The sequence below is a fragment of the Candidatus Krumholzibacteriia bacterium genome (assembly GCA_035268685.1).
Classification (GTDB): domain Bacteria; phylum Krumholzibacteriota; class Krumholzibacteriia; order JAJRXK01; family JAJRXK01; genus JAJRXK01.
Genome location: DATFKK010000120.1, coordinates 1 through 13,287, shown reverse-complemented (window position 1 = coordinate 13,287; position 13,287 = coordinate 1). Strand labels below are relative to the sequence as shown.

Below are 13,287 nucleotides of genomic sequence, written 5' to 3'. Positions count from 1 at the left end.
TCCGCTTCACGCAGGCGGGCTCGGAGGTGTCGGCCCTGCTCGGACGCATGCCGAGTGCCGTGGGGTACCAGCCGACGCTGGCCACCGAGATGGGCGAGTTGCAGGAACGCATCACGTCCACGAACAAGGGATCGATCACCTCGGTGCAGGCGATCTACGTGCCGGCCGACGATCTCACGGACCCGGCCCCGGCCACCACCTTCGCGCACCTCGACGCCACGACCGTTCTCAGCCGCCAGATCGCCGAGCTTGGCATCTACCCGGCCGTGGATCCCCTGGCCTCGACGAGCCGGATCCTCGACCCGAAGATCGTGGGTGCCGAGCACTACAAGGTCGCGCGCGACACCCAGGAGATCCTGCAGAAGTACAAGGAACTCCAGGACATCATCGCGATCCTCGGCATGGACGAACTCAGCGAGGACGACAAGCTGACCGTGCAGCGCGCGCGCAAGATCCAGCGCTTCCTCAGCCAGCCATTCAAGGTGGCCGAACAGTTCACCGGGATCCCGGGCACCTACGTGAAGCTCGAGGACACGATCCGCGGCTTCAAGGGCCTGGTCGACGGTGAGTACGACCACATCCCCGAGCAGGCCTTCTACATGAAGGGCACGATCGAGGAAGTCGTCGCCGACCACGAGAAGCAGGAAGCCGGCGCTCCGGCCTAGGTGTCCGGGCGAGCCCGCAGAAGGAGTCACCGCAGTGCCGCGCAAGACCTACCAGCTGAGCATCGTCACGCCCGAGCGGACGGTCTACGACGCCGAGGTCAACAGCACGACCCTTCCGGCCGAGGGCGGATACCTCGGCGTGTGGGCCGACCACGCGCCGATGGTCGCCGCCGTGCGGCCGGGGATGGTCACGATGTACGAGGGCACCAGCGAGCAGGAGACCGCCCACTACGCGGTGGGCGCCGGCTTCGCCGAGGTCAGCGGCGGGAAGATGGTCCTGATCGTCGACACCTGTGAGCTCGAGGACGACATCGATGCCCATCGCGCCGAGAGGGCGCTGGAGCGGGCGAAGGAACTCCTGAAGCAGGCCCTGCGGGGCGACGAGGCCGTCGACCTCGAGGCGGCCCAGCAGATGAAGGAGCGGGCCGAGGCCCGGATCAAGGTGGCCTACCTGCGCGGCAAGTAGGCGGCTCCGTCAGTCCTCACGGGTCGGCTTGCGCCGGGTGCGTTTGACGTCGCCCCGGCGCTTCTTTTCGTCCACCCGCCGGCGTCTGGCGGCCCGCGACGGCTTCGTGGCCTTCCTCGGGGGGTCGACCCGCAGGGCTCCCGCCACCAGGTCGGCCAGCCGCCGAACCGCCGCGTCGCGGTTGCGGCTCTGGCTGCGATGAGTCTGCGCGGCGACGCGCAGCCACCCCTCCCGGCTGATCCGGTTCGACAGACGATCGAGGATCCGACTGCGTTGTGCCTCGTCCAGCGAGGGCGAGGCCTTCACGTTCCACAGGACCACCACCCGCGTGTTCGAGCGGTTCACGTGCTGGCCGCCCGGGCCCTGGGCGGTGGTCGCGTGGAACTGGAGCTCGTCGTCGTCGATCGCGAGCCGGTCGTCGATGCGGATCATGGCGATCCCGGTCAGTGCGCGTTCTCGGTCGCGGTGTCACCCTTGCGGGACGACGGGCCGTCGCGCGAGCCGGCCAGCGACGCGTCGTAGCTCGGGAGCCCGGCGATCAGCAGGGCCACGAGCAGGCCGAGGCCCATCCAGAGGGCCCGCAGCAGTGGATCTCCCAGCGCCAACCACGACGACAGGCCGAAGGCCAGCAGCACCGCCGCGATTGCCCGGGGCTTCACACGCTTCGGAATCCGCCGGTGATTCCGCCAGGCGTTCAGCGGCGGGCCCACGACCGGGTGGTTCAGCAACCAGTCGTAGAAGCGATCGTTCGCCCGGGCGAAGCACGCAGCGGCGATCAACAGGAAGGGCATCCCGGGCAACAGCGGCAGCACGACCCCCGCGATCCCGAGACCCGAGCAGACCAGCCCGATGCCGATCAGGATCCAGCGGACCGCCCGGTGGCGGTGCGGTCGGACCTCGTTCGTGAAGTCGTGGCGTGCGGGCATGTCGCGTCGGGGTGAGGGGAGACGGCCGTGGGTTCTTCCGGTGTCGGCACCCGGCGCCCTCGGGCTGAGAAGATAGTGCTCCACGGAGGATTCGCCGGAACCCGCAGGTTGGACGCCGCGCCCCGACCGGTGCCGTCGATCCCGTCCGTGACCCTGCCGCCGCGCCGCGGTACGCTCGGCACCGAGATCGATACCGACACCGGCGGCGGCACCGACACCGGCGCCGACACCGACACCGGGGCCGGCGCCGGCGCCGGCGCCGGCGCGCGCCAGCCGCGACTCGACGTACGAAGAGGGAAGAGATCATGAGCGAGCACGACCCCGCGATCCAGGGCTGGCAGCCCTTGCCCACCGTCCACCCCGACGCCCTCACCGAGGCCCGCCTGCAACTGCACTGGGCGTCGCAGGTCCTGGCCTCGATCGGCTACAGCCACCTCGAACGGGCCGACGACGACAGCCAGAGCAACATGGGCTGGGTCGACGGCATGCAGTTGCTGGCCGGACGCTACCTCGACGACGAGCCCACCGGCTTCGGAGCGCTCGTCCCGGCCGCCCTGAAGCTCGGCTTCCACGAGCCGGGCGGCGAGGAACTGGTGGGGATCGATCTCCAGGGGGCCACGCTCGACCAGGCCTACGAAGCCATGGAGCAGGCCATCGCCGAGCGCCGGAACCAGCCGAAACAGACCCTGGAGCGCCCCCGCTACGACCTGCCCGACCACCCCGTCGCCGCCGCCGGGACTTTCGGAGACGTGCCGGAAGCCGCTCTGAAGGCGCTCCACGCCTGGTTCCACGACGCCAATCTCGTCATGCGAGACCTGCGGGCCAGGACCGCGGGCGCCACGCTGCCGCGGGTGTGGCCGCACCACTTCGACATGGGCATGCTGATCTCGCTCGAGGAGCACGGGAATCCGCAGCAGGGGCGCTCGATCGGTCTCGGACTGAGCCCCGGCGACGACAGCGACCCCGCGCCCTACTGGTACGTGGCCCCCTACCCGACGCCCGACGTCGAGGGAGGCGCGCCCGAGCCCGCCATCGGCGAGTGGACCACGCAGGGCTTCGTGGGGATGAAGCTCGACGCCGCCACGGCGATCGGCGACGGATCCGGGCCGGGGCAGGAAGCGCGGGCGCGCGAGTTCGTCGACGACGCGGTCGCCGTGTGCCGCCGCCTGCTCGATGCCTGACGCTCAGAACACCTGACGCTCAGAAGAGAGGGGGAGCCGGCGCAGCCTGGTCGGGGCCGAGCCGCCCCACCTCGACGCGTGCACGCAGGTAGCTCTGACGTTCCACGGGATGCCCCTCGAGTCGGCGCAGGAGGGTCAGCTGGCCGACGTGGGTGAGCACGTCGGCGTAGGGTCCCTGGACCAGCTTCTCGACCGGCCACTCGTGTGCAGGGGCCGCCTCGGCGTGGTGTGCGTCCAGGCGGCCCAGTTCGGCGTGGAAGGCCTCGACGAGCTCGGCCCAGGCCCAGCCCTCGCGGACGGCGGCGTCGACCTCGAGTCCCGGTTCGAACGACGAGCGGGCCAGTCGCAGGACCTGCACGCAGTGGGTCAGGAGAGCCCGCGGTGAACGCACGCCGTGGCCGGGGTCGAAGTCCGCGAACGAGGCCGGGGCATCGACGACCGCGGCGTGGAAGCGATACGCGATGGCGGCCAGGAGATGCCGCAGGGGATCGAAGTCCATGTCGACCTCCGGAGCCCGGGGGGCCGGTCAGGGTAGCACACGGTGCGGTCGGTTCGCGGCCCCCCGGCGCCCTCGCCGCCCGGAGGGTCACGGCGGGCCGGCGCTGGCCGTACCGCCGCGTGCCCGATACCTTGGACGTCACCGCTGCGGACCGTTCCCCGCCGTGCCGCCGCCGTTCCCGCCGCCCCGACTCCGAGCCATGTCCCTGCGCCCGACGCCCGAATCCGACCCCACCGTCGCGCGCCTCGCGCGCACTTTCGAGCTCCTGCGCGCCCACCTCGAGCGCGAGTCGGAGCAGCCGGTGGTCGACCACGCCGAGCCGTCCGAGCTGCTCGACCGCATCGACTTCGATCTGGGATGCGAGCCCGTCGACGACGACCGCCTGTTCGCCACGCTCGAGCAGCTCGTCGCGGCGACCCCGCGGACGACGACCCGACGCTTCTTCAACCAGCTCTTCAGTGGACGCGACGACTTCGGGACCATCGGCGAACTGATCGCGTCGTTCCTGAACTCGTCCATGTACACCTTCAAGGCCGCGGGCCCGCAGGTGATGCTCGAGCGCACTCTGACCCAGCACATGGCGCGCAAGGTCGGCTTCGGGGCGGGCGAGGGTGTCTTCGTTCCGGGTGGCTCGATCTCGAACCTCGTCGGCATGGTGATGGCCCGCGACGCGCACCGGCCGGACAGTCGCGACGCCGGCCTGCACGCCGGCCCTCCACTCACGCTCTACGCCTCGAGACTGGCCCACTACTCGGTGCCGAAGAACGCGAACATGCTGGGACTGGGACGGGCCGCGGTCCGTGCGGTCGATGTCGACGAACGGGGCCGCCTGCGGCCCGACGCTCTCCGTCGAGCCATCGAGACCGACCGTGCCGAGGGGCGTGACCCCTTCCTGGTGGTGGCGACCTCGGGGACGACCGTCCTCGGCGCCTTCGACCCGCTGCCCGCGATCGCCGACGTCGCCGACGAGTTCGGCCTGTGGTTGCACGTCGACGGAGCCCTCGGGGGCAGTGTCTCGCTCAGCGAGCGCCATCGGCACCTGATCGAGGGCAGCGAGCGGGCCGACTCCTTCACCTGGAACGCTCACAAGATGCTCGGCGTGCCCCTGGCCGCGTCGGTGATCCTCACGCGCCAGGCCGGGCGCCTGCGGGGGAGCATGGACGAACACGCCAGCTACCTCTTCCAGTCGCCGGACGCGACCTACGAGCACGGCACCATGTCGCCGCAGTGCGGGCGCCGCAACGACGCCCTGAAGCTCTGGGCGGCGTGGCAGAGCCACGGCGACCGGGGGATGGGTGCCCGCGTCGACCGACTCTTCGGACTCGCCCGACACGCTGCCGGTCGCGTGAAGGCCGAGCCGGACCTCGTGCTGTCGCGGGAGCCCGAGTCGGTCACCGTGTGCTTCGAGGTCGCCGGGCGGCGGAGCGACGACGTCTGCGAACGCCTGCGCCACGAGTCCCGCGCGCTCGTCGGTTATGGCGACGTCGACGGCCGGCGCGTGATCCGTCTGGCCCTCGTCAACGGCGCCCTCGACGAGTCCGACGTCGACACCTTCTTCGACGCGGTGCTCGCGGTGTCGACACGCAGTGAAGAGGGCGACAACGCCCTCCGTTGACCCCACTGGAGCCTTCTGCGCGGGGGTCCCAGGAGAAAGCCGACGTTTCATCCCGGCTTAACTCCGCCCTCACAGTCGGACACTAGACTGTCGCCCGTCCGATACTCGACACAATCCGGACGCGCTCGAAAAACCACCTTCCACTCCGAGCACTCCCGGTCCGGTCGTACCCGATCCGGACCGGAACGGATCGTTCGGTTCGCCGACGATTTCGCCTCTCTCTGCTCCTCCTGGAGGTATCCAACACCATGATTCGTCAGCTCAAGAGAACCGCTCTCTTGGCTCTCGGACTGGTCGTGCTCTCCGGCCCCGCGTTCGCGCAGGGCATCATCTACGACTCGAACATCCTGTTCGGGAACAATGGTGGCGGCACCCAGTTCGACACCGACCTCGGCAGCGGTGGAGACACCGAAGCCTTCGTCACGGCCAACTTCTCCCGGAACCTGATCGGTACCGATCCGCTCCTGGAGTCGACCTACAACTCGATCGAGGGCCCCTGGCGGCCCACGGCCGGCAGCCCCGCGATCTTCGGCAACGCCGGTGCGGTCGAGTTGCTCAAGGCCTCCGACCTCGACCCCTTCTTCGACGACGTTCCGTACGCCGGCGCTCTCAGCCCGGACCCGGCCCGGGACTGGACCCGCGGCTGGCTCTACGCCAACACCCAGGGCGGCCTGGGCCGTGACGACATCGACTTCGGTCTGCCCGTCGTCACCGTCAGCGGCAACGTCCCGCCGGGCACCACCTGGACCGCCGACAACCGCTACGAGCTCGTCGGCCGTGTGACGGTGGCCGACGGCGTGACCCTGGTCATCGAGCCGGGCGTCGTCGTGACCGGTTCGCCGGGCACCAACGCCTACCTGGCCGTCGACCGCGGTGGCCGAGTGCAGGCCGTGGGCACGGCGCAGGAGCCGATCATCTTCACCTCCGGTGCCCCTCTGGGTTCGCAGGCCCCGGGCGACTGGTCGGGTGTGCTGATCAACGGCCGCGCCGTGGCCAACTGCGACATCGACCCGTCGGCTGCCGTGGACTGCCGTGCGACCAACGACCCGGCCGGACCGTTCAGCTGTGAGTCCGAGGGCAACGGTGGCCTCTTCGGCGGTACCGACGACGACGACGACAGCGGGATCCTCCGCTTCGTGCGCTCGGAGTACGCCGGTCTCGAGATCAGCCCGAACAACGAGCTGAACGCCTTCACGTTCAACGCCGTCGGCCGCGGCACGACGCTGGAGTTCCTGCAGACCTTCCGCAGCACCGACGACCACTTCGAGTGGTTCGGTGGTGCGGTCCGTAGCCGTTGGTTCGTGGCCCTCGAGGGCGACGACGACGGCCTGGACTGGCAGCTCGGCTACCGCGGCCGTCACCAGTACGCCATCGTGACCGCTCTGAGCGATCAGAACGAGGGCGGTGCGAACCCGACCGGTGCCAACCCCGAGAAGGGGATGGAGTGCGACAACAACGAGGACGACAACGAGTGCGCGAGCGAGTCCGACGGCATCGTGGCGAACGTCACGCTGATCGGCGGCAGCACCCAGCGGGGTGACAGCAGCACGGGCACCAACTTCCGTCGCGGCACCAATGGTGGTGTGGTCAACAGCATCATCGTGGACTTCGACGGCGTCGGCTTCGACATGGACAGCGCGGCGACCTTCGCCAACGGTCCGCGGGCGACCGTACCGGCGAGTTTCAGCCCGGTCGATCCCACGGCCGGTGGCATCACCTTCGACGGCAACTTCCTGTGGGACAACAACGGTGGTGGTACCCAGTACGACACCGACACGGGCAGCGGTGGGGACACCGAGGCCTTCGTCACGTCGAACTTCGTGAACAACCGCATCGCGGACCCGCGTCTCGACCCGGACTACATCGTGATCGACGACGGCGGCAACTGGAACCTCCAGTCGGACAGCCCGGCCCTGTTCAAGAATGGTGCGTCGCTGCTCCGCGTGAGCGACATCGATCCGTTCTTCGAGGACCGCCAGCACGCCGGCGCCCTGAGTGATGGTGCCGCCGCCTGGACGCAGGGTTGGATCTACGCCGATCTCGATGGTGGTGCGAGCCGCACCGACATCGACCCGGGTCTGCCGGTCGTGACCGTCAGTGGCAACGTCGCGCCGGGGACCACCTGGACGGCCGACAACCGCTACGAGCTGGTCGGCCGCGTGACGGTGGCCGATGGGGTCACCCTGACGATCGATCCCGGTGTCGTCGTGACCGGTTCGCCGGGCACCAACGCCTACCTGGCCATCGACCGTGGGGGCCGGATCGAGGCCGAGGGCACCGTGGATCAGCCGATCATCTTCACCTCGGGCGCTCCGCTCGGTTCGCAGGCTCCGGGTGACTGGTCCGGTGTGCTGATCAACGGCCGCGCCGTGGCCAACTGCGACATCGACCCGTCGGCCGCCGTGGACTGCCGTGCGACCAACGACCCGGCCGGGCCGTTCAGTTGCGAGTCCGAGGGCAACGGGGGCTTGTTCGGTGGCACCGACGACGCCGACGACAGCGGAATCCTGCGCTACGTGCGATCGGAGTACGCCGGTCTCGAGATCAGCCCGAACAACGAGTTGAACGCCTTCACGTTCAACGCCGTGGGCACGGGCACGACCCTCGAGTTCCTGCAGACCTTCCGCAGCACCGACGATCACTTCGAGTGGTTCGGTGGTTCGGTCAAGAGCCGTTACTTCGTGGGCCTCGAGGGCGACGACGACGGTCTGGACTGGCAGCTCGGCTACCGGGGCCGTCACCAGTTCGCCGTGATCACCGCCCTTGGTCTCGACGGCGCCAACCCCGAGAAGGGGATGGAGTGCGACAACAACGAGGACGACAACGAGTGTGCCAGTGAGTCGAACGGGATCGTGGCCAACGTCACCTTGATCGGTGGCAATCAGGGCCGCGGTACCAGCAGCACCGGCATCAACTTCCGGCGCGGGACCAACGGTGGCGTGTTCAACAGCGTCATCGTGGACTTCGCCGGTGTCGCCTTCGACATGGACAGCGCGGCCACCTTCGCCAACGGCGTCGGTCCCCGCCCGGTTCTGCAGTCGGTCGGTACCGTCGGTACGGGCATCGAGGGTGGCATCTCGAACTCTGCGTTCAACGTGAGCTTCGCGCCGAATCCGGTGCAGACCGGCAACGGCATGTTCCGCTTCACGCTGCCGCGTTCGAGTGACGTTCGGGTGCGCGTGTTCAACGCGCGCGGTCGCCTGGTCGACACGGTCTTCTCCGGCCGTCTCGACGCGGGCTCCCGCGAGTTGAGCTGGACCCCCCGCAACCAGGCCAACGGTGTGTACTTCTACCAGGTGCAGGCCGGCGGTCAGGTCGCTTCGGGCAAGCTCATGCTCGTGGACTAGTTCGAAAGGGTTCGGGGCTCCGGCCCCGGACTCGGCGGTTCGCAGCGCCACGACGCAGCACGAACGAGCATCGAGCGTGGCGTGCGGCCGAAACCGGGGTGGGGCAGTCGGAAGACTGTCCCACTCCTGGCGTCCTGGCCCTGTGTTCCCGTGACCGGATTCCGGTCACCCATTCCGTGAAGTGAGGCCCCCATGCGTGGTGCTCTTCGACTCCCGGACCTCGTCGCGATCGTCGTCGTCCTCGGGATCCCCCTTCTCGTCGGCCCCGCCGCTGCCACCTCGCAGCACGTTCCGGGCATGAGCCTGACCGCCGGGATCCTCGCGGAGGACGACGCCGCAGCGGTCGCCGAGACCGGCGACACCACCCGTCCCGCGCGGGCCACCGGCGACACCGCCCTTCCCGCGCGCGCCGACACCACGACGACCCGCACGGCAGCGGGAGACTCCACCTCGACCGGCACCCGGGCGACCGTTCCGGACAACGCCCCCGGGACGATCACCGGCCACGTCCGTGACGCGGAGTCCGGCCGTGCCCTGCCCTACACGAACATCATTCTCGATCGCGTCCGGCCCGGGGCCCGCCCCGAGCAGGCCGGGGGTAGCATCGCACTGACCGGCGGACAGTACTTCGCCCGTGTCGCGCCCGGCACCTATGACGTCTCGTTCCTGTACCTGGGCTACGAGACCTTCACCGCCGAGGACGTCGTCGTCGCACCCGGCTCGACCGTGACCCTCGACGTCGACATGACCGTGAAGCCGATCGAGTTCACGGCCATGACCGTCCAGGCGCAGAAGATCACGAACACTGCCGTGGCGCAGCTCCAGGAGAAGAAACGCGCGACCGCCGTGCAGGAGGCGATCACCGCCGAAGAGATCAGCAAGAGCACCGACTCCGACGCAGCCGAGGCCCTCGAGCGTGTCACCGGCCTGAGCGTGGTGGGCGGGAAGTTCGTCTTCGTGCGCGGGCTCGGCGACCGCTACAGCTCGACCACCCTCAACGGTGCACCGCTCAGTTCGCCCGAGCCCAGCCGCAACACGGTGCCGCTCGACATCTTCCCGGCCGCCATGCTCGACAACATCGTCGTGCAGAAGGCCTTCACGCCCGACATGGACGGCAACTTCGGGGGCGGCAACATCGACGTGCGCACCCGCCGCGGCGTCGACGAGCGCGTCTTCCAGCAGAAGATCTCGTATGGATTCAACCAGAGCGTGATCGACAACGACTTCCTCACCTACGAGGGAGGTGCGACCGACCTCTTCGCTCGCGACGACGGAACACGCGGCTTCCCCCGTTTGCTCGAAGCCTACGAGGACCGGAGCTTCACCCCCCGGAACGCGAGCGAGGCCGAACAGTTCGCAGCGACCTTCTCGTTCCCGAACGTGTGGACCCCCGAGCGCGTGGAGGGTCCGCCCAACTTCGGCTACTCCGGTCTCTACAGCGATTCCTTCGAGATCGAAGGGCGTCGCGGCAGCGTTCTCGCGGCCGCGTCCTACAGCCACGGCGTGAAGACCGAGGACTTCGAGCAGTACGTGATCCGCACCGACGAGATCGCCCCACCCAAGCAGCAGGCGAACACCCTGCGTTCGGAGCGCTCCGTGCTCCTGGGGGTGACCGGCGCCGTCACCTTCCAGCCGACCACCGGGACCAGCCTTCAGTACAACCTGCTCTACACCCGCAGCGGTGAAGACGCCGCGTACACCTCGGTCGGCCGGACCGACAGCGAGGAGACCCAGTTCCTGAGCCACACCCTGAAGTTCGTCGAGCGCGACCTGCTGACCCACGTCCTGCAGGGTCGTCACACCATCGGCCCGCACGGGTCCGAGCTCCACTGGATGGGCTCGACCTCCGAGGCGACGCGCAACGAGCCCGACAACCGTTACAGCCGCTTCGCATGGGCCAACAGCGACCGTCGCGTGTCCGAGAGCGGCGAGCAGTACAACGTCGGCGTGTGGACCCAGCCCAACATCGCCAGTGGCTTCCAGCGCCTGTTCGGCGAGACCGACGAGAACGCCCGGGCCTTCCGCGTGAACTGGGACCTGGTCATGCCCGAGAAGCCCTGGGTGAAACGTCGCCTGAAGGTCGGCTTCGGCTACCGCGAGCGCGAACGCGACGAGGGCTACCGCCGGTTCCTGATCCGCAAGCCCTCGCCCTCGACCTACGTGGAAGCCGGCGGCGGGGGCCGGGCCGAGGACATCTTCGAACTGTCGAGCTTCAACGACCCCGTGGAGGCCCTTCGACTCTCGAAGACCGAGGAGTTGACCAACCCCTTCGATTCCTACGACGCCCAGCAGGAGATCACGGCGCTCTACGCCATGCTCGACCTCGACTTCTTCGAGACCTTGCGCGTGACCGGCGGCGCTCGCTTCGAGAGCAACCAGCAGACCGCGAGCTCGCTCAGCCTGAACGGCGCCGAGGCCGGCCTCCCGAGTATCGAGGCCGACGCCAGCGCCGAGGACTGGTTGCCCGCTCTGAATCTGACCTGGCGTACGACCGACCGCATGCAGATCCGCGGCGGCTACAGCCGAACGCTCAACCGCCCGCAGCTGCGCGAGCTCGCCGGCCTGCGCATCTTCGACTTCGACGCCGACGAGGTCGTGTCCGGCAATCCGTTCCTGCGGACCGCCACCGTCGACGCCTTCGACTTCCGATGGGAGATCTTCCCCGCGCCCCGCAGCTACGCCGCGCTGAGCTTCTTCGACAAGACCATCGACAACGCGATCCTCACCAACTTCACCAACCAGGCCGGCGGCGGGCTCGTCCTCTACCCCGCCAACGGTGAGCAGAACGGATCGCTCCGCGGCTGGGAGGTCGAGTGGCGCGGACCGCTCGACGACGTGTTGTGGGCGTCCCGCCAGGCCGCCGTGTCCGGCGCATGGCTCGTCACCCGCCCGTTCTGGCTGCTCGGCCAGATCCCCGGCCTGTCGTCGCTCGGTGACTGGACCCCCGCCCACCGCGTGGCCCGTGGAGTCGTGGTGCCCGCACTGCGCAACTGGGGGTTCACGTTCAACTACTCCGGGATCTCGTCGTCCATCGACCTCGACCCCATCCGCGCCGAGAACGAGCTGTTCAACGTGGTGGACCCCGATGGCGACCCCCAGCCGAGCCCCGACGGGACCGAGGTCCAGGAGAATCGTCTGACCGGTCAGGCCGACTCCGCCTTCAACCTGGGTCTGTTCTACGGCAACGGGAACCAGGACTTCTCGCTGCTGTTCAAGGACTTCGGTCTGCGGCAGGAGTCGGCGGCCCTGCAGACCTTCATCGACCCACCCCTCGTGGTCGATGCGGCCTTCTCCACCCGACTCGGGCCCAATGCCAGGCTCAAGCTGTCCGTCGAGGACATCTTTCCGCAGGACGTCGAGGAGTTCTACGACGACATCCTGATGGAGCGCGTCGACGGCTCGACCTTCGACACCCGTCGCCTCGTCCGAGCGGTCGGCCCCAAGTACGGAGCATCGATCAGCTACGACTTCTGATTCCCGGTGATCCCCGGAAGGAACGATCCCCATGAACCGCAACGCCGCGCTCGCACTCGTCGCGATCGTCCTCATCGTCGGTGCCGTTCTCTACTTCGACGGAACCGGTGATGACGCCACGCCCCCCGACCCGGATTCGAGTTCCGCGGCCGCCGATGCCGGCAGCGCAGTCGATGAGTCCACGCCGGCGCCCGGCCGCGGCCCCGACGCCGAGCCCGTCGGTGCCGTCGTCGAGTCCCAGCAGGAACCCGGTGTCCTCTACGACGACAACGGCATCGCCATCGGTGGCGTCGAGCCGCGCCCCTCGGGCACCCCGCTCAACATCGACTACATCATCGAGTACCACGAGAACCACACCTTCGTGAGCAACAGCGGCCGCGACACCTTCACCGTGCCCCTGCCCGGCGACCCCCGCTGGCCCGACTACCTCGAGTTCCGCCGCGCGTTCCCGTCGATGAACGACAACTCCAGGGGCTATGCCATCGCCTACGATCCCGAGTGGCGCTCCGTCCAACGCGGCTACCGCGAGGTGCCCGCCCCGGGAATGGAGTTGTTCGGTGGAGCCGACACGCTCCGCGGCCTCATCCGCAGGGTGCTCGAGGAAGTCGGCGCCGAGAACGACTACGGCCTCGTGGATCTCGCTCTCCGCAAGGAAGAGTTCGAGATCATCTGCTGGCCGTCGTTCCCGCAGGCCCGCCCCTACACCCTCGCCTACTGGACCGATGCGTGGCGCTTCCAGTACGCGAACATCATCAGCGGAATCCGCGAAGCGAAGCTGGAGGCCGGTGGCCGGGAGTGGGATCTCGAGAGCATCGGCTACGACGAGATCGAGGACTTCCAGCACTTCCGGTTGTACAACGGGGTGACGGTACGCGCGAAGGATCGGGCGAACGGGGACGTGGCGGAGTTCGATTGGGTGGATTCGGTGATCGAGCGCAACGGCACCTTCAAGGTCTACATGTATAAAAACTGATCTGCCTCGATGATTGTTCATGGCCCCGGATTCGCAAGGATCCGGGGTCATGCGTACCAATCGACCGACGAACGGTTGGACGCCTCCCCACTGCCCCAACCGTAACTGCAAGTACCACAATCATTCCGGCGGCCCGTGGCC

11 protein-coding genes are annotated in these 13,287 nt (G+C 68.6%); 8 read left to right on the top strand and 3 right to left on the bottom strand.

All coding sequences use genetic code 11. The features are described 5' to 3' along the window. Positions 1-665, top strand: a 665-nt coding sequence (locus VKA86_11615; GenBank protein ID HKK71858.1) for a F0F1 ATP synthase subunit beta, incomplete at its 5' end; no start/stop codon positions are given. 34 nt (positions 666-699) lie between these two features. Continuing rightward, complete coding sequence (atpC, locus tag VKA86_11610) at positions 700-1,131, top strand: ATP synthase F1 subunit epsilon (protein ID HKK71857.1); 432 nt, start codon at positions 700-702, stop codon at positions 1,129-1,131. 9 nt (positions 1,132-1,140) lie between these two features. Here atpC and arfB read toward each other — a convergent pair whose 3' ends face one another. After that, entirely contained in the window at positions 1,141-1,563 is a 423-nt protein-coding gene (gene arfB, locus VKA86_11605) for an alternative ribosome rescue aminoacyl-tRNA hydrolase ArfB (protein ID HKK71856.1), read from the bottom strand. An 11-nt stretch (positions 1,564-1,574) separates the two neighbouring features. After that, positions 1,575-2,057 (bottom strand): YbaN family protein, encoded by a 483-nt coding sequence (locus tag VKA86_11600; protein HKK71855.1) that lies wholly within the window; start codon positions 2,055-2,057, stop codon positions 1,575-1,577. Between the two features lie 147 nt (positions 2,058-2,204). Between VKA86_11600 and VKA86_11595 the strand changes: the two genes are divergently transcribed. Then, the gene (locus VKA86_11595) at positions 2,205-2,366 is read left to right on the top strand and encodes a hypothetical protein (GenBank protein ID HKK71854.1); all 162 of its coding nucleotides are present in this window, start codon (positions 2,205-2,207) and stop codon (positions 2,364-2,366) included. Next, a complete protein-coding gene (locus VKA86_11590) occupies positions 2,363-3,238 on the top strand; it encodes a hypothetical protein (GenBank protein ID HKK71853.1) in 876 nt (291 codons plus the stop codon). The genes VKA86_11595 and VKA86_11590 overlap by 4 nt, the downstream gene beginning before the upstream one ends. A 19-nt stretch (positions 3,239-3,257) precedes the next feature. Here VKA86_11590 and VKA86_11585 read toward each other — a convergent pair whose 3' ends face one another. Then, the gene (locus VKA86_11585) at positions 3,258-3,737 is read right to left on the bottom strand and encodes a hypothetical protein (protein HKK71852.1); all 480 of its coding nucleotides are present in this window, start codon (positions 3,735-3,737) and stop codon (positions 3,258-3,260) included. Positions 3,738-3,936: 199 nt separating this feature from the next. On the opposite strand from VKA86_11585, the gene VKA86_11580 reads away from it, so the two are divergent. The 4 genes from VKA86_11580 (at position 3,937) to VKA86_11565 (ending at position 13,146) form a co-directional block, all read left to right on the top strand. Then, complete coding sequence (locus VKA86_11580) at positions 3,937-5,352, top strand: pyridoxal-dependent decarboxylase (protein HKK71851.1); 1,416 nt, start codon at positions 3,937-3,939, stop codon at positions 5,350-5,352. Positions 5,353-5,600: 248 nt separating this feature from the next. After that, positions 5,601-8,699 carry a T9SS type A sorting domain-containing protein gene (locus VKA86_11575; protein ID HKK71850.1) on the top strand — a complete coding sequence of 1,033 codons (3,099 nt, stop codon included), beginning with the start codon at positions 5,601-5,603 and terminating at the stop codon, positions 8,697-8,699. 192 nt (positions 8,700-8,891) lie between these two features. Continuing rightward, positions 8,892-12,173, top strand: a complete 3,282-nt coding sequence (locus tag VKA86_11570; GenBank protein HKK71849.1) for a TonB-dependent receptor — start codon at positions 8,892-8,894, stop codon at positions 12,171-12,173. Positions 12,174-12,204: 31 nt separating this feature from the next. Next, positions 12,205-13,146 carry a hypothetical protein gene (locus VKA86_11565; protein HKK71848.1) on the top strand — a complete coding sequence of 314 codons (942 nt, stop codon included), beginning with the start codon at positions 12,205-12,207 and terminating at the stop codon, positions 13,144-13,146. Positions 13,147-13,287: the final 141 nt, after the last annotated feature.